Source organism: Paenibacillus sp. J22R232 (assembly GCF_056269165.1).
This window is the reverse complement of sequence record NZ_JBWDNK010000006.1, coordinates 166,399-190,699: the sequence shown is the minus strand read 5'-3', so window position 1 is coordinate 190,699 and position 24,301 is coordinate 166,399. Positions and strand designations below refer to the sequence as shown.

At 45.1% G+C, this 24,301-nt stretch carries 14 protein-coding genes; 12 read left to right on the top strand and 2 right to left on the bottom strand.

Features of this window, described 5'->3' with window-relative positions; genetic code table 11:
• Positions 1-161 precede the first annotated feature (161 nt).
• The 6 genes from AC0YN3_RS19760 to AC0YN3_RS19735 all read left to right on the top strand — a co-directional run bounded on the left by AC0YN3_RS19760 (position 162) and on the right by AC0YN3_RS19735 (position 9,674).
• Complete coding sequence (locus AC0YN3_RS19760) at positions 162-2,609, top strand: glycoside hydrolase family 38 N-terminal domain-containing protein (protein WP_475776687.1); 2,448 nt, start codon at positions 162-164, stop codon at positions 2,607-2,609.
• 75 nt (positions 2,610-2,684) lie between these two features.
• Complete coding sequence (locus AC0YN3_RS19755) at positions 2,685-4,235, top strand: response regulator transcription factor (protein WP_475776686.1); 1,551 nt, start codon at positions 2,685-2,687, stop codon at positions 4,233-4,235.
• A 97-nt stretch (positions 4,236-4,332) separates the two neighbouring features.
• Positions 4,333-6,015 (top strand): extracellular solute-binding protein, encoded by a 1,683-nt coding sequence (locus AC0YN3_RS19750; RefSeq protein WP_475776685.1) that lies wholly within the window; start codon positions 4,333-4,335, stop codon positions 6,013-6,015.
• Positions 6,016-6,100: 85 nt separating this feature from the next.
• Complete coding sequence (locus AC0YN3_RS19745) at positions 6,101-6,991, top strand: ABC transporter permease (RefSeq protein ID WP_475776684.1); 891 nt, start codon at positions 6,101-6,103, stop codon at positions 6,989-6,991.
• Between the two features lie 15 nt (positions 6,992-7,006).
• Positions 7,007-7,888, top strand: a complete 882-nt coding sequence (locus AC0YN3_RS19740; protein ID WP_475776683.1) for a carbohydrate ABC transporter permease — start codon at positions 7,007-7,009, stop codon at positions 7,886-7,888.
• Between the two features lie 79 nt (positions 7,889-7,967).
• Positions 7,968-9,674: a sensor histidine kinase gene (locus tag AC0YN3_RS19735; RefSeq protein WP_475776682.1), complete on the top strand. Its 1,707-nt coding sequence runs from the start codon at positions 7,968-7,970 to the stop codon at positions 9,672-9,674.
• A 66-nt stretch (positions 9,675-9,740) separates the two neighbouring features.
• Here AC0YN3_RS19735 and AC0YN3_RS19730 read toward each other — a convergent pair whose 3' ends face one another.
• Entirely contained in the window at positions 9,741-11,315 is a 1,575-nt protein-coding gene (locus AC0YN3_RS19730) for an alpha-L-rhamnosidase-related protein (protein WP_475776681.1), read from the bottom strand.
• A gap of 292 nt (positions 11,316-11,607) precedes the next feature.
• On the opposite strand from AC0YN3_RS19730, the gene AC0YN3_RS19725 reads away from it, so the two are divergent.
• The 6 genes from AC0YN3_RS19725 to AC0YN3_RS19700 all read left to right on the top strand — a co-directional run bounded on the left by AC0YN3_RS19725 (position 11,608) and on the right by AC0YN3_RS19700 (position 19,772).
• Entirely contained in the window at positions 11,608-12,567 is a 960-nt protein-coding gene (locus AC0YN3_RS19725) for an ABC transporter permease (protein ID WP_475776680.1), read from the top strand.
• A 16-nt stretch (positions 12,568-12,583) separates the two neighbouring features.
• Entirely contained in the window at positions 12,584-13,468 is an 885-nt protein-coding gene (locus tag AC0YN3_RS19720) for a carbohydrate ABC transporter permease (RefSeq protein ID WP_475776679.1), read from the top strand.
• 67 nt (positions 13,469-13,535) lie between these two features.
• Complete coding sequence (locus tag AC0YN3_RS19715) at positions 13,536-15,200, top strand: extracellular solute-binding protein (protein WP_475776678.1); 1,665 nt, start codon at positions 13,536-13,538, stop codon at positions 15,198-15,200.
• Positions 15,201-15,287: 87 nt separating this feature from the next.
• Positions 15,288-17,147 (top strand): cache domain-containing sensor histidine kinase, encoded by a 1,860-nt coding sequence (locus tag AC0YN3_RS19710; RefSeq protein ID WP_475776677.1) that lies wholly within the window; start codon positions 15,288-15,290, stop codon positions 17,145-17,147.
• A gap of 23 nt (positions 17,148-17,170) precedes the next feature.
• Positions 17,171-18,748, top strand: coding sequence for a response regulator (locus tag AC0YN3_RS19705; protein WP_475776676.1), 1,578 nt, complete (start codon positions 17,171-17,173; stop codon positions 18,746-18,748).
• Positions 18,749-18,767: 19 nt separating this feature from the next.
• Positions 18,768-19,772 (top strand): AraC family transcriptional regulator, encoded by a 1,005-nt coding sequence (locus AC0YN3_RS19700; protein ID WP_475776675.1) that lies wholly within the window; start codon positions 18,768-18,770, stop codon positions 19,770-19,772.
• A 118-nt stretch (positions 19,773-19,890) separates the two neighbouring features.
• On the opposite strand, the gene AC0YN3_RS19695 is transcribed toward AC0YN3_RS19700, so the two are convergent.
• Positions 19,891-24,039 (bottom strand): S-layer homology domain-containing protein, encoded by a 4,149-nt coding sequence (locus AC0YN3_RS19695; RefSeq protein ID WP_475776674.1) that lies wholly within the window; start codon positions 24,037-24,039, stop codon positions 19,891-19,893.
• Positions 24,040-24,301 lie beyond the last annotated feature (262 nt).

The window sequence follows — 24,301 nt, the reverse complement described above, 5'->3', positions numbered from 1 at the left end:
GGCGCGCAGGCCGATAGACGAGCGAGCGGTTAGCAGGCGGCGCAAGGACGGAAAAAAGTGATATGTTTCGAAAAAATGGAATATAGCCCTCGTTTTCCCGTCCTGATTATAATGGTCATACACTCGGAATTAAGCAGTGCAACCAAGGAGGAAACGAACCTATGAACCATTTTAAAAAGAATTGGAAAATTCATGTGATTCATCATTCGCATACCGATATCGGCTATACAGAAAGACAAGAAAAAATCGAGCAGTATCAGGTAGATTTCATTCGGCAAGCCATTGAAATTTGCCGTGCTTCCCATACGGAGGAACGTAGTGAATGGAAAGGTTTTAAATGGACTTGCGAAACCTTCTGGGCTGTTGAGAAGTTTCTTACAGAAGCGACGGAAGAAGAACAAAAAGCGTTCGAGGATGCACTAAAGCGGGGAGATATCGAATTATCCGGCACATACTTGAATATGACCGAATTGATCAATTTCGAGCTGCTGAGCAATATGCTGGCAAGAGCAGGGAAGTTTGCGAAGCCGCTGGGCCTTCAAGTAAGATCAGCCATGACGGCTGATATTAACGGGTATAGCTGGGGATACGCGCAAGCATTGGCAGACGCAGGAATCGAGAATTTGCTTTCCTGCATTCACACGCACCACGGCATGTTCGCGATCGGCCGCAAGCAGCATCCGTTTTACTGGGAAACTCCAAAAGGCGATAAAATATTAGTTTGGAGCGGCGAGCATTACATGATGGGCAATGATCTGGGCATTAATCCGGACGGCACGCTCTCCTACACCATTCGGGATGAGAATCCGGTATGGGGCATTGCTGAGGATCACTGGACGCATGCGGAAACCCGCATTTCTCGGTACCTGGAGCAGCTTGAGAAAGAAAATTATCCGTTTGATTTCATTTTGGTCAACGTGATGGGACTTCTCCGGGATAACTCGGCTCCGAATGGCAGAATTATGAGCTTCATTCAGGAATGGAACGAGAAGCATGGGGATCGCGTGGAAATCCAAATGACGACGTTGAACCGTTTCTTCGATCTTGTGAAAGAGCAGGATGCAGACATCCCCGTGTACAGAGGGGATTGGCCGGACTGGTGGTCCGACGGCGTTGCTTCCACGGCGATGCATACGCAAATATTCAGAAACGCCCAACGTACGCTTGAAGCGGTCAAACGATTGGATCCGGAAGCGAGCTATGTGAAACCGGAACGAATGGCTGAAGCCGAACAGCAATTAATCATGTATGCGGAACATACCTGGGGCTATCACTCCTCGATATCGGAGCCGTGGCATATGATGGTGCAGGAGCTCGCCGTAAGAAAGGAAGCCTACGCCGCAAACGCTAGCAGATTGGTATACGTTTCTTTGGATGATGTGCTGGAGGGACGAGGCGATGTGCTGCTGCGAGCAAACAGGGCTTTCACCTATAAAGTGGTCAATTCCTTCGATTATGCGATAGAAGATTTGGCATTTTTCTACCTTGAGGAGCAATGGGAAGCTGATTATTATAGAAACGGATTCGAGGTAGTTGACGAGCAATCGGGACAGGTGATTGCACACCAACAGGAGAAGGTAAGCAGAGGATATCAAATTGCCATTATGGTAAAGCTTAGCGCAAAGGAAGAAAAAAGATTTCATATCCGTGACGCTGCGCAGGTTACTTCGATTACGACTAGCAGCACCCGTTTACGCGGAGCCGATCGCATTCATGATATTAAAGATTTGTTGCCTCCTGTACAGGAAGATATGCCACGGATGCAAATGGCTGAGAACAGCATTGAATCCCGTCACGTGCGGATTGTTTGGAAAGCTGGCGAAGGCATCATATCATGGATCGAGAAAGGGACAGGCAAGGAACTTATCGATCAGGAGCAGCTTTGCGGGGCATTCACCCCTGTCTATGAAGTGACTCGCGGCGATCATGGCGATCAGATGAATGTGAGAAGGATTATGGGAAGAAATCGAAAAGGGATGAACGTACAACGTTCTATCGGCGTACTTACGGGTGTGAAGACCATAACGGACGGACCGATTTATAGCATCATCGAATTGAAATATGAAGTGCAGGGCATGAGCCATTATTCGTTATTCCTTAAAGTGTTTTTGGCGCAGCCGAGAGTTGATGTTTCCGTACGCATCCACAAAGACAGCGTCTGGGACCCGGAAAACGTTTACATTTCTTTGCCTTTCGTCAAAGCAGAAAATGGGGAGCTGTGGCTTGAAAAAGCTGGAGCGCTTGTGAGACCGGGCATCGATCAAATACCGGGCACTGGCATGGATTTCTATTGCGTACAAGAGGGACTTGCTCTCGTATCTGAACAAGGGGGACTATCAATTGCAACTCCGGATACGCCGCTAATGCAGACCGGTTCCTTGGAATATGGGCAAAGGCTCGTTCAAGGCCAGCAACAAGCAGGTGCTAAGAAAACACTGTACGCATGGGTTTTGACGAACTATTGGGAGACGAATTTCAAGGCGACGTTAGGCGGCTTCTACGAGTTCCGTTATATGCTGCAATGGGGCGGCGACGTGAATACAGCGGAGAAAGCGATCCAGCTGTGCCACAGCGTAAATGCAGGAACGGTAGCGTTTCGAGCAAAATAAATCGATAAACCAAAAAAAGGCTGCATCTTATTAAAGATGCCCTTTTTTTGCTCTTATCCAGGAGGAAAAGCAGCTGTGTATCGTATTCTGATTGTTGATGACGAGCGTATCGAAAGACAGGGTATCCTGCAATTAATAAAGGCCCATAAGCTGGAGCTTGAGACGATATTAGCCGAGAACGGCGAGGTTGCGCTGGAAATCATAAAAAATCAACCGATCGATATAGTGATTACGGATATTAAAATGCCTTTTATGGATGGACTGGAGCTGGCAGAGCATGTAAGCAAGCTGAATCCGAATATTGAAATCATTATTTATAGTGCTTTTAATGAGTTCGAATATGCAAGAAGAGCGCTGCGCGCGAATATTTCAAATTATTTGCTCAAACCGATTCAAATTACAGAATTTCTCACCGTTTTGAACCAAGCGATCAGAACCTGCGACGAGCTAGCAGCGCAAAACATGCGCACGGATCAATTGCTGGAGGGGTATAATCGGGGACTGCTTTACGAGAAGGAAAAAATGCTGCTGGATGCCTTGCATGGTAAATCGAATGCTGCGCATTCGCGTGCACTTGACCGATTAGAATATCATTCCGACAACAAATGGATTCATTTGATTATTGTCGATAGCGGCAGGAAATTTTTTGATATTCACCATGATACTTTTACTGCACTGTTAACAGAGATAATTACCTATGCATTCGATTACGTCAATATGGATGAGAATCAAAGCGCCTTATTCATCAACCATGACCGCCCAATCGATAAAGAAACACTAAGAGGGCTTGGAGAATCGATCATACGGAAGACCAGGGAGGCCATGCATGAGAATCTCGGCCTTGTCGTAGGGAAAGCGGTTGACCGGCTGGATCAGGTACATGATTTGTATAGCGAGATGGAGCGGATGCTCGAATTTAGGTTTTTTATGGAGGATCAAGCGATTCTGTTCTCCGACGAGCAATTCACCCAAGCCAATTTCAATGACATCGAGCTGAATCAAATATTGGAGAAGGTTTACCAGTGTCTGGAATACAACGATATTGAAGTGGCAAAATACAGCTTAGAGCTGCTTTTCTCTTATCTGAAGACGAAAGGCCAATTCTCATCGTTGTATACCAAATTTATATGCTCGGAAATTATGAAGAAAGCCGTAACCAGGGAAAATAAACTTGAATTTACCGAGATGAACGTATATTTGGATAGCATTTACAGAACGGTTTCTTTGCATGATTTGAAGGATTTTATGTTTTCGATTTTCGATAAAATTGATATTAGCACGGAAATGAAGGCAAAGGACGATTCTAACCTTAAGTTAATTCGGACGATAAGGGAATTGATCGGAAAGGAATACGGTGAAGATCTCTCGTTGGAAGGCATTGCAGAGCGGGTTTATTTGACGCCAAGTTACTTGAGCTATCTATTCAAGAAGGAAACGGGTCAAAGCCTGATCCGGTACATCACGCAAGTCAGGATGGAGAAAGCGGCTTTGCTGCTGACCGAATCGAATATGAAAATCGTCGATATGTATACGTTGCTGGGCTATAGAAGCTCTACTTATTTTATCCAAACCTTTCGGAACTACTATGGGGTCACCCCTGCGAAATTCCGGGAATCATCTTCGTAAAAAATCGATCTATATCACAAATATGTGAGATATCAGTCACCTAGTGGCTGTTGCTATGATAGAGGAGCAAGATAGAACGAATTAATGGAGGATGGTCATGAAAACAAAGAGAATACTTGCCTTGCTTTGCGCGGTTACGGTATTTGGGTTAACGGCATGCAGCAGCGGCGGCGCTAACGGCAATGCTACTAATTCTGCAAACGCAGGAAACAAAACGCCGCAGCAAACAGAAACAAATACAGAGCCGGAAGTCGATAAACCTTTCGGGAAATACGATGAAACCGTTACCATTACGCTTGGAAGACAAGGCGTTTCCGGCAATAATTTGCCAACTGGCGATACGCTGGAAAGCAATCAATTTCTGAAATACGTGGAAGACCGGTTAAATGTGAAGGTCAAGTACGATTTCTCGGTTGAGGATCTGGATGCTTATAACCAAAAAGTGACATTGGCTATCGCAAGCAATAACACGCCGGATGTCATGATTGTTGACGAGCAGCAATTCAAGCGCATGGCGCAAGCGAAAATGCTGGCTGACCTTACAGATGTGTACGATCAATATGCCTCGCCATTAATCAAGGAATATTACAGTTCATATACCGACGACAGAGTGCTTAATACGGGAAGAATTGATGGCAAGCTTCTAGCTCTTCCGAATACGAACATCGATGGCAGCTACCAGCTGCTCTGGATTCGCAAAGATTGGCTGGATAAGCTGAAGCTTACGCCTCCGAAATCGATGGAAGAAGTAACCGCCATCGTGAAAGCGTTTAAGGAGCAAGATCCAGATGGCAACAATAAGGCAGATACGGTAGGGTTGCTTGGGGAAAAATCAGTCGTTACCGATGGCGGATTCTTTACCTTTGATCCTGTGTTCAACGTAAATCATTCCTATCCGAAGAACTGGTTCAAGGACAGCAGCGGCAGCATCGTGTATGGCTCGACAACGCCGGAGACCAAAGAAGCGCTTAAAGTTCTACGCGATCTGTATGCGGCAGACCTCATCGACAAAGAGTTTCTAACAAGAAAGTGGGAAGACAACGCAGGTCTCGTATCCAGCGGCAGAGCGGGCATTCTATTCGCGCCATGGTTCGCGGGCTGGGCATTATCCGATGCGGTGAAGACGAATCCGAACGCGGATTGGATTCCGCTGGCCGTGCCTTTGGATGGAGAGGGAAATCGCAATATCGTACCTTCGGTTCCATCGGGCATGTTCCTCGTCGTGAACAAAAAAGCTGAAAATCCGGAAGCGGTTATCAAAATGCTTAACGTGGAATACGAAGGCATCCGTCTTATCGATCCGGCTTCGCAAGAGCTTTACAAGGATCTTGGCGTAGGCTGGCAAAATTACCCGTTGAACCTGCAGCTTGATTACCAGGATTCGCTTGCCCGTGACATTCCGGTTTATGACCAGGCGATTAAGGACAATACTTCAGCTGGATTGCCTGCCCGTATTGTTCCACGGGTAAATTCCGTACTGAAAAACAATAAAGACCCGAAAAAGGATCTTCCGGCATACGCGGATTCGCTTGCTTTCTATACAGGTGCCGCTGTGACAGGTGCCAAAGAAATCAAAAAAATCGATCCGATCTTTTACGGTAAAACGGCTACTATGCTCAAAAAAGGCGCAAATCTAGAAAAACTCGAGAATGAAACGTTCTTAAAAATCATTACGGGAACTGCACCGATCGATGAATTCGATAAATTCGTTTCCACGTGGAAAAATATTGGCGGCGATGAAATAACGAAAGAAATTGCTGACGCTATCGCAGGCAAATAATGCCATAATCACAACCGTTGAGTGAGGGGCATCTTGCTAAGCAGGAATGCCCCTCTTACTAATACCATGTTTAGGTGGAGATGCTATGAGAAGTCGATCTTTTGTATGGAATTACCATGTCATGCTGCTGCCGGGAATTTTATTGCTCATTGCGTTCAGTGTGATTCCAATGTTTGGAATCGCTATCGCTTTCCAAGATTTTCAGCCTACTCTCGGAATCTTTCATTCGGAATGGGTAGGATGGGATAATTTCGCGTATATGTTCAGCTTGCCAGACAGTAAGCTCATTTTTGTGAATACGCTGACGATCGCATTGATGAAAATAGCCGCAGGCCTAATCGTTCCTTTTGTATTTGCGTTGCTGCTTCATGAGGTTTATCACGTAAAATTCAAACGGACGATTCAGACGATCGTTTATTTGCCCCATTTTATGTCATGGGTTATTCTATCGGGTGTTCTTGTCAATCTATTAAGCTTGGACGGATTAATTAATCAGATGATTAAATGGTTCGGTGGCGACCCCATCATGTTCTTGCAAAGCAACAACTGGTTTCGCGCCATTATCGTCTCCAGTGACGTATGGAAGGAATTCGGATTCAGTACGATCATTTATATCGCGGCACTGACATCGATTAACACGAACCTTTATGAAGCAGCAGCCATCGATGGCGCTACCCGGTTTCAAAGACTTCGCCATATTACGGTCCCTAGTTTAATGACAACGATTATACTTCTGGCTACGCTAGCCTTAGGTAATGTGCTTAATGCCGGTTTTGAGCAAATTCTTAATCTATACAATCCTATCGTTTATCAAACTGGCGATATTATTGATACGTATGTTTATCGCGCCGGCTTGCTTGAAATTCAGTATGGTCTGGCAACAGCAGTCGGACTGCTCAAGTCTTTGGTTAGTTTTTTGCTGATTACGATTTCGTACGTACTTGCAGCCCGATTTGCCAACTATCGTATTTTCTGACAGGAGTGAAGATTTATGGTTAAAGGAAATAGCCGTGCCGTTGATATGATGATCTATGTATTCCTTGCCTTTATTGCCTTTCTTTCAATGGCTCCGGTCCTGAATACCCTTGCTATCTCCTTCAGCGGAAAAATAGCGGCGATGTCTGGCGAGGTATATTTTTGGCCGGTCGATTTTAATTTGAATGCTTATAAATCCGTTATTAGCGACCGAGGTTTTTTCGTTTCATTCGGCGTCTCGATCAAGAGAGTACTGCTTGGAGGAGCGATCAATTTTCTCATTACGATATTGATGGCTTATCCTTTATCCAAAAGCGGGAAGTTTTTCCCGGGACGGAATATTTATATGTGGTTTATCGTCTTCTGCATGCTGTTCAGCGGTGGCTTGATTCCGTGGTATATGACGATCTATACGTTCGGAATGCTTGATACGATATGGGCACTCGTGCTGCCGACTGCCGTTCCCGTATTTAACGTCATACTGCTGATGAATTTCTTCAAAGGCATTCCTAAGGAGCTTGAGGATGCGGCCAATATCGATGGTGCAGGTCCTTGGAAGACGCTAATCCTTATCTTCGTTCCCGTTTCTACGCCTGCCCTTGCTACGGTTACTTTATTTTCCATCGTAGGGCATTGGAATTCCTTCTTCGATGGTATGATTCTTATGCAGCATAAAGAAAATTGGCCGCTGCAAACGTACATTCAACAATTAATCATTAGCGTCAATTCGATCATGAATACGACAGATCCCGAAGAAATCAAGCGCTTGTCCAATATGTCGAGTCAGCTGCTTAATGCAGCTAAGGTCATGGTATCTATGGTTCCGATCATGCTCATTTATCCATTCTTGCAGAAATACTTTGTCAGCGGTATCGTGCTTGGCGCTGTCAAAGAATAAACCTGCTGCTGGATTCCTGTCCATATAGAGCAGTCTTGCTATAATAAGTCTATATGGAAGGAAAGAAGGCGGACCTACAATGAAAATCAACTTTAAAAATAAGTGGAAAATAAAGCATAAGCTGTTTATATCCTATATAACCGTTATAATGATACCGCTTATGATATTGGGCATTTATTCTTATCAGCAATCCAAACAACTCCAGGTCCAACAATCGAATATCGTTCTTCAAGACAGCTTGAAGAAGATGGAGGACAGTCTTACCTATAAGCTGCAGCGCTTTAACGCGGCGATCGAATTGATCAGCTACAACCCGAATTTCTCCCATATTTTCAATGAGGAATATAAGAGCTATTACGATATGTATGTCGATTTGCAAGAAACGGTGGATCCTTTGCTTAATACGGCGCTTTTCTTGAATAGCGATATCGCGCGGATTACGATTTATACGGAGAATAATTTAACGGAACGAATGAATTCGATCATGCCGATATCGAAGGTAGAACATGAATTTTGGTATAAACAATCGTTGAACTCGGCGGATACGCATTGGTATGCGCAACAAGGGAAAATTTTCGGCGTAAGGCGGATATTCGGGGATATTAACTACGATAAGAAAAACTTGATTTATATGGAGCTAATCCCCGAGTTTTTCTTTAATTCCTTGAAACCATCGGAATTGAACGGATCCACCGTCGTCATTACGGATCCGCAAATGAATATTGTTTATGCGAGCAATGATTCGCCAGCCCAGTTGGCGGCAGTGCGTCAATTGCTCGAGCAATCGGAGCTAAAACCGAACACCGAAAACGCTCAATATATATGGCTCAATAGATCAATGAAAGAATCAGGCTGGACCATCTCGCTCATCGCTTCCTCGGAGGCATTAACGATAAAACCTTGGAAAATTATACGGGCTACAATTATCATTGAAGCTGCTTGCTTCGTTATTTTGTTAGGGATGATTTGGTTATTTACGCGCGTGTTCGTTCGAAGGATCCATCGTTTAAATACGAAGATGAGAATGGTCGAAGAAGGCATATTCACGATCAGCCTGAAGGTACATTCCCAAGATGAAATCGGAGAGCTTGAACTTCGATTCGTGAAAATGCTGACTAGCATTAATCTATTGATCGAGGAAGGGTACAAAAGCAAGATCATTCAACGGGAGGCGGAGCTGCGAGCCCTTCAATCGCAAATCAACCCGCATTTTCTTTACAACTCCTTGTCCATCATTAACTGGAAAGCGATAGAAATCAAGGCAACCGACATCAGCAACGTAGCAGGGACATTGGCTTCCTTCTACCGAACGACGTTAAATAGCGGCAATGATACGATGTCTGTGAGAGACGAGCTTCTAAATACGAGGTCCTATCTCGAAATGCAGCTAATTATGCATGACCATGATTTTGACGTGATGTACGAATTGGAAGACGAAATTCTCGATTACCGGATGATCAAGCTGGTGCTTCAGCCTATCGTAGAAAATGCGATTGAACATGGTATTGATCAGAAGCGATCAGGAAAAGGCGAGCTGAGAATCGGTGGCAAATTGGATGGCGAAGCAATTGTATTCACGGTACATGACAACGGTCCAGGGATGGGTAAGAAATTGTCCGAAGACATCCTGGTTAAACAGTCCAAGGGTTATGGCATCTACAATGTGCATGAGCGAATAAGAGTGCAATATGGCAGTGAATACGGCATCGCCATTCAAAGCGTGCTCGGAGTAGGAACAGAGGTGACAGTGAGAATATCCAGTCACTTGCGGGATGATTCCAAATAAGAAGGGATCGATTCCTCAGCCCTTTATTAAAGGATTAGAGAAATCGACCCCAAATGCTTGCAATGCCTACAAGTTATACTTCCGGATCAAGAAAGTCGGCGTGCAGCTCCAAGCATGGCAATAGCTATTGATCATAGGATTGCCATAAGGAGAGAAGGATTTATTATTGGGATCATACAGCTCCCAGAAAGTATCGGCCCCGTCCTTAATCATTTCACCCCAGTAGGCTTTCATTTGATTGATGGCTACCTCTGTTTCACCCACAAGAATAAGAGCTTCCACCAAATGGTGGTACAGGTAAGGAGTCGTTACTCCGACAACCGGGTTTACTTCCAATAAGCGGGTAAGCAGCTCCTTATTTTTCTGAGGCTCCCATACTTCCGCGAGAACCATCCAGATTTGGCTGGCCCAAGAGACTTGACGGTCCACGCCGCTAACGAAGAAGCCCGCTGCTTCATCCCATAAATGCGATTTAGCCGATGCTAGGAGTAGATCGAGCTGTTGCTTCAACGTTGCGACGGTATCAGGGCTTACAATTTCGGCTATGCGGATAGCGATTCGAAGAGCGTAGATCAACACGCCCTGCGTAGGCGCTTGCTTGTTCAAATCTTGATTCCAATCGATGAAGGAATACCAAGAATTCGAATCTTGGACAAGATGCCGTTCATCCAAATAACCAAAGGCGATCTCGATTTGTTTGAGAGCTAAAGGCCATAGCTCGGTCAAGGTTTCCAGGTCCTGCGAGACAACATAATAGTCGTACAAGGTGGTGACAAAGAAAATCGAATAGTCGAGAAGGTACGTGTCATCTGCGATCAGATCCGCAAACGTAAATACGTTGGCTGTAATTTGTCCTTTGTCATTAGGGACGCCGGCAAACAAATATAGGTTTCTTTTCACCAAATCGTAATTTTTGAAGGTTTCATAGTTCGCCAGTGCTTGAAGCCGAAGATCCCCCAGCCACAGCCTGCGGTCCCGCTTAGGACCATCCTCGAATACGAGCTGCATGCAATCCTGCAAGGTTTTGATACTGATCTCATCCATTTTCTGAATAAGCTCGTCCGAGTGCTTTAGCGGCGTGACCTTGCTGACATCGGCGGAAGTAACCGTGCGGCACACAATCTTGTCGAAGGAAACACGGTATTTCTGGGAAGCAGCGATCACTTCAAACTTCACATAACGAAAACTGTAACGACGGGGCAGGGTGATTACTCCTGGCAGTATATCCACGTGGAATACGGCTTCTTGGAGCCAGGAGCTGCTGATCCAGCCCTCATAAGAACTGAAAGGCTCTGCCATCTCTATCGGCATTTCGCCGAAGGTGATTTTGAGATGAAGAGGCGCATCCGGTGGGCTGCCGACAGGGCTAATATGGATTTCATCCAAATACCCGACAAGATGCGTTCCATAGTCCAGAATGAATTGATCACCTTTGCCGAAGCTCTTATGGCGGAGCTCTTCTGCAGGCTCCAAGACGTTTGCTCTCCATCCATGTACGACAGAGGCATCAGATAGGACATCTATAAGATGAACCGGATGGACTTCCGTATGGATGAGCTCCGGTTTTAGCTGTTCTGCTTTTGCAATAAAATCTTCGTTTCTAATAATCGTATGGTCCTTAACAACTTGAATGTTCGCCACGTATACTTCCCCTCTCGGACAATAATCTCACTATTTATTTAAAAGCTTTCCTGCGCGTTCAGCAATGATGTCAGTACAGAAATAACTATTCGTTTTACAGTTCTTGCGTATTTTCTTCTCCCTAGCTAAATATGGGATTCTTCCATGCGCCTAGAGGCTCTGAAAAGAGAGCACATCTAAAATTCTGCAACTCTAGCTGTAATTTGCCGCCTTATGCAAAGGATTTTGATGAAATACAATAAAGACATTCAGTTAGCCTGTTTGGAGGAAAATCATAATGGAGGCACATCACATGGAAACAAATGCAGGTATTCCCGTACCAGGCTCTTTTCCTAAAAAGAAGAGAAACCCATTCCTGAAAAAGCTTGTAAACCAGCGTTATTTGCAAGCAATGGCGTTACTCGGGGTGGTTTGGATGATTATATTCAATTATATTCCGATTTATGGGATTATTATTGCCTTCAAAGAATTCAATATTATTAAGCCGATGTCGGAAGCACCTTGGGTCGGGATGGATCATTTCAAAGCTTTTCTGGAAGATGACAACCTGAAATATGTCATTAAGAACACGCTTGGCATGAGTTTTCTTAAACTAGCCATCGGTTTTCCGCTTCCCATACTGTTCGCCTTATTTCTAAATGAAATTCGTTCGATACGCTTCAAGCGTTCCATTCAAACGATTTCATATTTACCTCACTTTTTGTCTTGGGTGATCTTAGGCGGCATTATGACGACTTGGCTTGCGGATGTGGGCATTATCAACGATGCGCTCATGTGGCTTCATGTCATTAAAGAACCGATTGTTTTTTTGGCAGAGCCCAAATATTTCTGGGGCCTTGCAATCCTTTCGGATATTTGGAAGGAACTAGGCTGGTCGGCGATTATCTATTTGGCGGCTATTGCAGGCATATCACCTGAGCTCTATGAAGCGGCAACGATAGACGGAGCCGGTAGATTTCAAAAAATGTTTTACCTTACGCTGCCATCCATTAAAGGAACCATATCCATTTTGTTCATCCTGGCAGTCAGCGGCGTCCTGAACTCCAATTTTGATCAGATCATGGTACTGAAAAATCAACTTAACGAGTCTGCCAGCAACGTTATCGACGTGTATGTGTATCAAGTCGGCCTTCAGCAAGCCCGTTATTCCTATTCGACGGCAGTTGGGCTGATCAAATCCATAATTGCGCTAATCTTGCTGCTGACGGCCAATTTTGTATCCAAACGCTTAAACAATACATCCTTATTTTAGAGCAGGAGTGTGCAGTATGTTTTCATTAAAGCGAAAAACGTATGGAGAACGGGCATTTGATTTCATCAATATTTTGCTGATGCTATTCGTGTGCTTTGCGACGCTTTATCCGATCTGGTACGTATTGGTCAATTCTCTTAACGAAGGTACCGACGCGATGCGAGGAGGCATTTACTGGTGGCCCAGAGTAATCAGTCTCGGCAATTACCAAGCGGTATTCGATAATTCGGGCATTATGACGGCGATGGGCGTCACAGTTGCGAAGACGCTGCTCGGCACGGTTACGCATGTATGGTTTACCGCGATGGTTGCGTATGCCTTGTCGCAAAAAGATTTAATCGGTGGCCGGGTTTACCTTCTAATCGGCACAATGACTTTGTTTTTCAGCGGCGGGCTGATTCCTTCTTTTCTCTTGATCCGGGACTTGGGCCTTTTCGACAACTTTTGGGTTTATATTATTCCAGCCATGTTTAGTTTTTTTAACCTCATCATATTCATGACGTTCTTTCGGGAAATTCCCGATGCATTAGAGGATGCGGCCAAAATTGACGGAGCGAATGATTTTGTCATTTTCGTCAAAATCGTGCTTCCGGTATCGATGCCGGTACTCGCTACGATCGCTTTGTTCCAAGGCGTATACCAGTGGAACGATTACTTCGCAGGGATGATATTCATTAATAATCCTGATTTGCAGCCCATTCAAACCTACCTGTACCGGATCATTGCGCAATCGAGCTCCAATCAAATGGCAGCCGATGCCGGGATCGTGAACAAAACAGTCACTTCGCAATCGATCAAATTAGCGACGATGGTCATCACCACGATGCCGATCGTAGCAGCATATCCGTTCCTGCAAAAATACTTTGTGCAAGGCATGATGATTGGTTCAGTGAAAGGCTAACGGTTACATTTCTTGTTTCGCGACAAGATGGTAATATATAAATTACGATTGATAAGGGGACTGAAAGATGAGGAAAGCACGAAAGAACTTGATGGTCGTATTCACTTTGCTGCTATGTTTCACAATCGTTGCGTGTTCATCCAACAACGAAAAAAACGGCAGTAGCAACAATGGTACGGTTAATGAAAACATGGATACCGTAAAAGCAGATCCTAACGTACCGGGCTGGACTGGCAAAACCGATCCCATCACATTTGACTGGTACATCAATTTCTCATGGTTTGGCGCCAAATGGGGCGAAGATTTGACAAGCCAATACATCACGAAAAAAACCGGAGTAAGCGTTAACTTCATCGTGCCTCCAGGCAATGAGAATGAAAAATTGAATACGATGATTGCTTCCGGCGATTTGCCTGACTTCATCACGATTGACGTGTCTAATGACGCGGTTAAGAAAATGATTGAAGGGGAATTGGTACTGCCGCTTAATCAATTAGCCGATCAATATGATCCTTACTTCTATAAGGTGGCCGATCCAGCCAAGCTGGCATGGTTAAAGCAGGATGACGGCAATGTATACGGATATCCGAATGCGTCTTCTTCATCCGAGGATTTCAAGAAGTACGGCCAGAACTTTACTTCTGCTCAAACCTTTCTTGTGAAGAAAGACATGTATGAAGCAATCGGCAGCCCTGACATGAGAACGCCGGAAGGCTTTTTAAATGCGCTGAAAGCCGCGAAGGAGAAGTTTCCCGAGGTTAATGGGCAACCGCTCATTCCGCTTGGCCTCCAAGAATTTACCGATGTCGGTAACAACGCGCTTGGCGACCATCTCATGAATTTCCTGGCTTTGCCGAGAGAGAAGGACGGTAACGTTTATGACCGTACGACTGATCCTGACTACGTTACTTGGCTTAAAACCTTCCGGGAAGCAAACGAGCTAGGTCTCTTGTCCAAAGACATTTACATTGACAAGCGTCCTCAAATGGAAGAAAAAATCGCACAAGGACGCTATTTCGCGATGCTTTACCAACGGACGGATATGTCAGCACAAAATGCAACCTTGTATCAGCAAGATCCTAACAGCGTTTACATTGCGGTAGACGGGCCGGCCAACACGAATTTGGACCAACCAACACTCTCTGGTCCCGGTATCGGCGGCTGGACGTTAACGATGATCTCCAAAAAGGTCAAAGATAAAGAAAGAGCCATGCAATTCTTGTCTTATATGGTTAGCGAAGAAGGACAAAAGGATGCTTCTTTGGGCGAAAAAGGCGTCACTTACGATTCAATTGACGGCAAAGACCAACTGAAGCCCGAAGTTGTGGAGCTCATGAATAAAGACGGAGCCGCTTCTGGGAAAAAGTATGGTGTCAGTTATCAATATTGGATGCTAATGGACACGAATATGAGGATGCAGTGGGATCCTCCGGCTGCTGAGCCGGGCAAACAGGTCGAGGATTGGACGAAAGGAAAAACGGTTAGCTTCAGCCTGTATGATGGGATTAATCCGACAGGAACCTCGGAAGAGGGAATCATTGCGAACAAAGTGAATCAACAATGGGGCAAAGTGCTTCCGAAATTAATGTTTGCCAAGACGGACAATGAATTCGATCAGATTTTTGCAGAGTATCTCGAATTCCGCAAGGATGCAGGATACGATAAAGTAGATGCTTATCAAAACGCGCAGATCGAAAAAAACAAGAAAAAAATGGAAGAATTAAACCAGTAATCGTTAGCGGAGTGTGCCGGAAACCATCAGGTTTCCGGCTGCTTCATGTTTGGTTATTGGGATGACGATGGAAGGTGGCATATAACCATGAGGCGGTTACTTAATCTATTAGATCGGCTAAAGCATGCATATGACAGCCTCTCCATACAAATGAAGCTGATTGGAGCATATATCCTTGTTTTCCTCGTCCCCGTTATTGTCCTCTCGAATTATTTGTTTAATGAATTTTACGAAAATACGATTAAAGACATTATCAAAGAAAACCACTTCGTAATGGAGAGCGAAAAACAGGAAATGACGAACAAAATGGATATTATGGAAAGAACGGCACAGTTGACGGTTTCCGACGATAAACTGCTTGATTATGCGAGTACGGAAAGAGATCTGCCCGTCTCGGAATTAATGGAATTCGAATCAACGTCTTATTCGTATCTCCAACGCGTGTTGTTCAATAACCCAGACATTGCCAACATCCATTTTTTTGTGCGAAACCAATACGTGAATGAAATATGGCCAGTGATCTATAAAGAGGCTAGGGTCAAGGAAAGGTCTTGGTACAAAGAGGCTTTTGAGGAACAAGAAAGCGTTCTGTGGGAAATATTGATGGACGAAAAGGATGTACTGGACCGTAATCCCGTGGAGAGCAAGCAAACCAACTCCTATGTCTCCTTTATAAGGAAAATTAATTATCCTTCGAACCGCTATTTGGGAATCATTAAAGTGGATATGAGAATCGAAGATTTTTTCAGCAGAGCCTATACGAATATTTCCGACCGGCAATCGTCGTTTTTCATTTTGGACGAGCATGACCGCCAATATACGAACATGACGACTACGTTTTCAGTAGCTGAACGGAATAAAATGATAGCGGAGGTCAGGGACCATCAAAAAAAAGGAAGCTCATCCTTTTTGTTCTCGGATGAACAGTCAGATTATTTATGCGTAATCGGGCACATTGATAAGCTTAACGTGGATATTGTCAATGTCATTTCCCTGCAAGCTACCTATTCCAAGGTGGATCATACGAGGAACACGGTCATCCTAGTTGTCGCCATGCTGCTTATCCTTCTGGCGATTACGACGTTTTTTATGCAATCGATTGTCTTGAAGAAGCTTCATATTTTACGCGACTCTATGAAAAAAGTACGTAAAGGCAACTTCAACGTAGATATCCAGGTCAAAGGCGGGGATGAAGTCGGCGAGCTAGCCCATCATTTCAGGCAAATGCTGAAGAAAATCAATGAGCTGATCGTGGAGGCAGTGGACCGAAGCGCAGCGACCAAAGAAGCGGAATTACAATCGTTGCGCAACCAAATTGATGCCCATTTTTTGTACAACACGCTGGAGAATCTGAAGATGCTTGCGGAGATCGAGAGCCAGTATACGATCTCAGATGCATTGACCTCTCTTGGAAGCATTATGCGATACAATCTTAGATGGACCAATGACCGTGTACAGCTGCGGCACGAAATCCAACATATCGAGCACTATATATCCATTATGAACATTCGATATGACGATAAGCTGATGCTTGAGCTAGAAATACCGGACATGCATATGGATCATGAAATATTGAAAATGTCATTGCAGCCTATCGTCGAAAATGCGGTAAAGCACGGCCTATATTCGGATCTAATGAAAGAAGACATGCTAAGAATACACATTCATGCGTTCATTTTCGAAGAAAATTTTTATGTAGAGGTGACCGATAACGGAATCGGGGTATCGGAGGAAAAGCTGCGCAAGCTTCATGAAAAGCTGGTCATTGATGACGAGCAATTCAGCGCAAAGATCAGGGAAGAACATTTGATGAAGCAAGGGAGCAACGGCATTGGACTTCGAAATGTAAATCAGCGTGTTCAAATGTATTACGGTTACGAAAACGGAATACAGGTCGAGAGCGAGCAGGGCAAATACACCAAAGTGACGGTTAAAATGCCCTTATGATAAGCGGGGGAGGGAACGATTACATGAGAAAACTGCTGATCGTTGATGATGAAAAGAACATTCGGCTAGGTTTAAAAGCGATGATCGAACGGGAGCATAAAAGCGTATATGATATTTATCTGGCTTCAAGCGGTCCAGAAGCACTTCATCTGATTGAAACGATGGATATCGAAATTCTGATAACAGATATCTTTATGCCGGAGATGGACGGGATTCAGTTCATTAAATTGCTTCAGAATCATTCGAAGAAGCCCATTATCGTCATTGTTAGCGGCTATGACGATTTCTCCTACGCAAAAGCAGCTATTCATTACGATGTGAAGGAATATTTATTGAAGCCGGTCGTTCGCGAAGAACTAAGCCTTACAATTAAACGGATAGAAGAAGAATTGGCGCAAAGAGAAAAAGTGTCAGAGGTGCTGTCTGCCTCGGCGCAGCAAATGGAAGAGCACAAGGAAAGCCAGATGTATTTTTATTCGACAAGCCCGATAGCGGATGCGGAGGAAGCAAGGAGCAAGCTATCTGCTCTTGGTCTCCATTGGCTCGATTCCGGCTTCCGGGTCATGATCGTCAGATATGCAGGCGATTTGCATACCATCGGAGCCGGCGTATTCAAAGCGCAAGTGGATGGCCTATTAGAGAAAGCAAAGGCAGCATTGAGCTTCCGAATAACCCGTTTCTATGACCGCAGCGGACGGGCTGTCATCCTCACGGAAGGCGAGCTGTCCTTTCAGGATCTGGCAGATCGGATACCGTACTCCGAAGCCGATTATGTGCTAGCCGTGAGCGATTTCCATGCGAGTATCGAGAACCTTCCGATTGCATACGAGGAAGCAGCCCAGGCCTTGAAATACACCTTTCTTCGATCAATCCCGGGAATGGAGCTGTTTGAGGACATCAAGGACAGGAGCCGTGATTACGAAGTTCCTGACAATCAGATAAAAATCATTGCAAATATGCTAGGCGCAGGGCGGGAGAAGGAGCTGGTCAAGCTCCTTCATGAGGTTTTGGATATCCAGAAGGTTCTTTCCTTTGATATCCAATATATCGAAGAAATCGGTAAAAAGCTCAATGAGTTTGTGTTTGATTATGTCTTTCATTTATACGGGAAAGAATCCGTCGATATTTTGAAGCGTTATAAAGCGGTAGGAAACATGTATAATTTCGCCTATTTACAAGATTACTCACGCGAAGTGGAAGGTCTGATCATGCTCGTCAATGAGTATATCAAAACACTTAAATCCGCTAAAATAGACAATAAGGAAATCAAAGACGCGCTGCAATATATTCATGAAAATTACAATAAAAACATTAATATGACGATCATATCCAATATGGTTTCTTTCAATTATTATTATTTTAGCCAGGCGTTTCGGGAGTATACCGGAGAAAACTTCGTAAACTACATTAAAAAATATCGAATAGGCAAAGCAAAGCAGCTGCTGGAAACAACGAACGGTAAAATTTATGAAATAGCGGCGAAAGTCGGGTTCGAAAATACTAAAAATTTCAATCGGGTATTTAAGGATATCGTAGGCGTCAGCCCAATGGAGTATCGAAACCAGAAGGAGATCATAATGGGAGACCTGAAAAAGAAATGAAATAGAGAGGCGAGAGGCCATGGATCATCTGCAACTGGATCAATATTTGCGACAGCTTGATTCGATAGAGAAAATTCAGATCGTTACGCGGTCCAACGTGAATGAATTTGATGGGAATGAAAGGAGAGCGGAAAATGGCGGCGCTGTTTTCCGCATGCAGGAGAATTATTTTTTTGATCAAGGGTCGATTTTCATTAGCAAGCATCACCGCTATGCGCCGATGCCGCTGCATAACCATTCCTTTATCGAGTTGAATTATATGTATTCCGGAGAATGCAAGCAGGAGATCAACGGAAATCTGGTTCATATCAACCAAGGTCAGGTTTGCATGCTGGATAAGGATGTCCTTCACCGTATTTATCCGCTTGGTGAAAACGATATCCTTATTAATATCATTATCAAAAAGGATTCCCTATTGCCAAGATTATTAGGCTGGCTGAATCGAACCGGCATCGTGTCCAGCTTCCTATCCCATGCATTATCGGAGGATCAGAGCCATGACCGATATGTATTGTTTCACTCGGAGAATCGGCATCAATTGCATCATCTGATCAAGGACATGATGTGTGAATACTTTGATACCGACGATTTGTCCATGGATATGGTGGGCTACTATATGCCACTGGTCTTTACCGAGCTCATGAGGGCCTATCGTACGGATAAAAATTTCGAGCTCAGCCATACGGACGGGCAGGGCAGCATCATTGATATTTTGCACTATATCGAACAGAACTTCCGGAATTGCACATTAACCGGATTAGCGGAGGCGTTCGGATTTAATGCGAATTACTTAGGAAATATGTTGAAGGAACGAACAGGCCAAACCTTTCTAACCTTGGTTCAAACCCAGCGCATGGTGCAAGCCGTACATTTGTTAAAGCATTCCACTAAAAGCATCGATGAGATTGCACTTGAAATCGGTTATGAATCACCAGGTTTTTTTTACCGGAAATTCAAGGATTATTATGGCCAAACCCCAAATCGTTATCGCAAATCATCGGAAGCTGAGGGGATTATGGGGTGAGCGTAGGTTAAAAGCGGTGCAGGGATAGCCCTCTGCACCGCTTTTTCATATGATATTCTTTTTGTTTGTGATTGAGGCCCAATTGCTGCGCTCATACGATACGGTTTTTCAGCGCAGCTTAGATCAAATCAGACCTTTGAAGTAGCCGTTCGATGAGAACGGCAGCTTCTGCACGCGTCAGGTTGCCTTTTGGAGCAAGCAGGGTACCGGTTCTTCCCGTAACCATGCCTGCTTCCAAACCGTCAATAAAGCTGTTTTTTGCCCAAGGAGAAATCTCGCTTTGATCCGCATACCGCTGAAGCGTTTCAAGGCCAGCCGCAGCCTGGACTTCCGAATTCAGCCCTGTTGCGATCATAGCCTTACTAATCATCAGCATGGCTTGTTCGCGAGTGATCTGCTCATTCGGCTGGAAGGAACCGTCTGTGAACCCGCTAATCCATTTATAATCGTGAGCGGTTTGAACGACGCTGCTGAACCAATCGGATACGTCAACATCCGTAAAGACGGTTTCCCCGCCTGATTGCTTCATCCCTAATGACCGCACCAGCATTGCCGCAAATTCCGCGCGCGTTATGTTTCCGTTCGGATTATACCTATTGCTGCCATCTCCGTTAATGATCATTCGTGCACCCATATGGTTAATGGATGCTTTCGCCCAGTGATTCTCCGCATCTGCAAATTGGACTGGATACGAAACGAGTGCGTAGGTGCCGCCTGTAAAACTGCTCATGACAGCAAAGGACTTTCCGTTAATGGAGACCGTCTTAGTCGGAATATGGCGTACCGTCCCATTCGTTTCCATAACGACGCCTGTTGCGATTCGGCTTGGATCGAACGCTTCAGGTAGGATGAAAGCTCGTTCCACATACTCGTTAAACGTTGGAATTTCCTCTGTAAGTTCTCCATATGAAGCGAACACACGGAAATCGAGTGGGGGAACCAGCAGCTTAAACGCGCCTTCTTTCGCAGCGTTCTCCACAACACGGAGCCTCTCAGCAGCAGGGACAGCGATCTCTAGCCTCACTATAATTTCTTGCGGCGAAGCCTCTTTGTTGAATCGACTTAAAACATCGTCCATATTGATCTGCTGTGCAGGCAGCGTGAATACAGCATGATTGGTTCTAATCTCTAATATCGCCTGTTTAGCTGCCATCTGCTTAACGAGCCCAGCGCTTAGTTGACCTGCAATGACAACGCTGTCGGTTGTTACCGGTATCGAGAAAATGAGGCCTTTTTCTCCGGTTTCAAGCCGCTCTGCAATAATTTCTTCATTTAAAACGACCGTCGTTTTTTGTTTTCCGTTCACCTGTTCGGTCGTCGCAGTTCCCGCATTAATGGCATTGCCGTTAACAAGAACGGTTGCATTTTCTATTTGCGTATTTGCGCTAGGGGAGGAAGGGTTTTCATTCCCTCCGCCGTTATTAGGCGATGGAACTTCAGGCGTTGGTATACGTTCTACGTAGTATAGCTTGATACCTGACTTTTTCGCTTCCCCTTTCTTAACGCCTTCTCCTAAGCCGTTAATGATATGGTTTGTCCCGCCATTCGCTCCTAAAGAAACGATAGCAGCGTGTTTCACGGTTGTACCATCTGGAACCTCCATTGCATTTTCGAGCTCGACCCATTCCGGATTTTTGACGAAAACATCATAAATACCTAGCGCTACGGCATAATGAGCTTTCACATGGTCAGACACCTTATACGCTGCATAACCCTTGACTGTACCGTCATGGCTCATATAATCGGATTGAGATGGGGGATCATAAGGAATCTCGCTCTGATAGAAAAAGGTTTTCCCATTCTCGCCATTCCATAACGTCTGGTATTCCTGAAAGTGTTCGACAAAAAGCCCATAGATCGTTACGTCGTCACCGTTAACAATGACACCGTTTTTTGCGATGTTTTTCGTCCAACCCGTGCTATCCGCATTCATCCCGTGATCGGCACGCCACAGCCAGAAGTGGTCACCGATTACGTCGCTGCTGTTGATCTCTACGGAAACGTCCGCTTTGCCGTCAACTGCTCCTCCAATGCGAGTAAATACATCTGCCAACAGCGTCGGATTCGAGCTGTGATCGGCAGACGAATGCTCCGGTCCTACCTGCAGCAAGTGCTCGGAACCGGCTTCGCCCGCATCGATTAATAGGCCGGCAACGGTGACGCCGCCTACATCGGCAATCTGCATGGCATCGTTGCCGCTCGTAGGAACGATTGTCGTCATCCCCATCCCCAATACAACGGTATTCGCTTTGTTTACTTGGATCGGTTTATCGATTTTGTATATCCCAGGCGTTAAGAGCAGGTGCTTGCCTTGATCTAATGCTGCGTTGATCGTATCTGCCGTATCGACAGCCGCTCTTGAAACATAAAAGTCATTGACGGATATCGATGTGCCAGCTCCCGGATTCCCTTCTGACCAAGATACGCCAGCTGCGTTTTTCCGTATGCTTGGAACGAACACCTCATAATCCCCGCTGCTATCGTTCAAGTACAGGAAAGGTTTTTCTCTCACGATTGGCGTTTTCTCCTCAACGGTATATGACGCGTAAGACGCCGTATGCCAGTCTGCCGTTTCAGCTGGGGCGTTGTCCACGCCGACAAAAAGCATGTTCCAAACCCCTCCGTACCAGCCGGCGGTCATCGTATTATTCCGCAAAAAATATTGTTGCTGGGAATAAGAGCCCGTCTGGCCGGTAATCAAGCTGTCAGCCAAGAAGCCTCCGCTCGCATACTTCTGGTTATCGTCAAATTGTAATTTCCCGTTCACATAAAGCCTTCTGGCTGGTGCCGCCTGCGATGCTGCCCACATCACTTCGTTCGCGGGATCCCCCGCATTGATTCCAATATTCTCGACAGAACGCCAGAAGTTCGTCAAGGAATTATATTCCGATGCAGCTACTTGGATCTTGGGAACGATAGTCTCAAGAGGAGTGGCGCCTAAACCGTACACAGACGTATAATAGCCAACGTCGATTGCATGGATGCTGTAGCTCCCCGGCTTGAATAAGTAAGCATATCGATCGGTGCTAAATTCAGCCAAAGCCATCGGTTTCATTTTCGCGGCTGTTTCGGCTGTCATTTTATTGATGATTGCATTGTCGTCTGTTGGGCTGTAGATGGTCATCGAATCCCCAAACAGTTTTCCTTCCAAAGACACGTCTTCGGAAAAGTCTGACTTATCGCCATTCTCTTTGACAAAGCGCACCTTGTAATAATAACGATATTTCTCACGAGCTACATCATCGGTAAAGGATGCAGTCTCCGAATCTCCATACAGCGAATAGGTGCTATATTTTCCTGTCGCTCGATAGATTTCATAGCTGGATGCCGTTTCCGCCCCTGACCATGAAAGCGTGACGATGCCATCGGCTTCGTTAATCGTCAAATCAGCCACGGCGAGCCTCGTTTTCATTGCGAGCACGTCGCTAAACGCTGATTCGCCTATAGGGTTGATTGCTTTAATTTTGTAATAATAAGTGACATCCTGCATTAATGTATCATCCGTGAAAAGGGTAGCTCCTGTTGTCGAGCCTATTTTCACATATTCACCATGTTCGTTGTCAGAGCGGTAGATATCAAAGCTTGAGTAATTGTTGTTTGACGTTGACCATTTGAAAGAGAGGGAATGCTCTTGACTATCTTCCGCTGTTAAATTGATGGGCGCATTCGGCACGATATTAAAATTCTCCTTGTAAAAATGTATTTCGGAAACAGACCACGGGGCAGCGCCCGGCTCTTGATCAGCCCCGTTCGTTAAGGCTTGAAGCCATACGGTGCGTGCGGTAATCGATTCCTCTAGTTCGATCGTAATCGTATCTCCTTCAACGCTATAGCCTGTAAACTCGCGAATTGTCGTTTTGGATGAAGGAACATCAGGGGGGGAAGACAAAGCCGAGTTGGAATACTCCAGCCTGAAAGTGTAAGGCATCTGTCCGTTTGCAGACGACTTTAACTGTATTTTCTTAATGGTTTCCGCTTGATCCATGCCAATCATAACCAGATCTCCATGTGTGTATGCTTGTTCTGTCGTAAGCGAGGCGTTGTTGCCTTCAGCTTGTAAATGGCCATTGGCCAGTTTTCTGGACCTTTCTTCGTTCCAATCGAAATACCAGCTCCCCCAGACGAAATCCCCGTAATAGACATTACCGGTAACCGTGCTGATTTCTTCGTATTCCGTCGCAGCCGATACCGTTGTCAACCCGCCGGTGCCAGTCAACAGCGATAAGCACATGCAAAACACCAACGTGAGCGATAACCGCTTATTCAAAAAAATTCCCCCTTCTTGATCGCGTTGTATAAAAGCTTGACTTTTATTGTATCCGCTTTCAAATGGGTAATATAGGTACTAGATTTAAGGTGAAGTGTTGTTATTTAAGAAGTAGCCGTATGCGGATACCTGTTGCGAGGTAATGGAAAGCTAGAAGCGTCAAGGGCCCGCCACCGGATAATTCACGAAAGCGACATAGTTTTTTGACAAAATGATGAGGGTTGGTCGAGGAGCAGCACGTCAACGGCGCAATATGGTAACC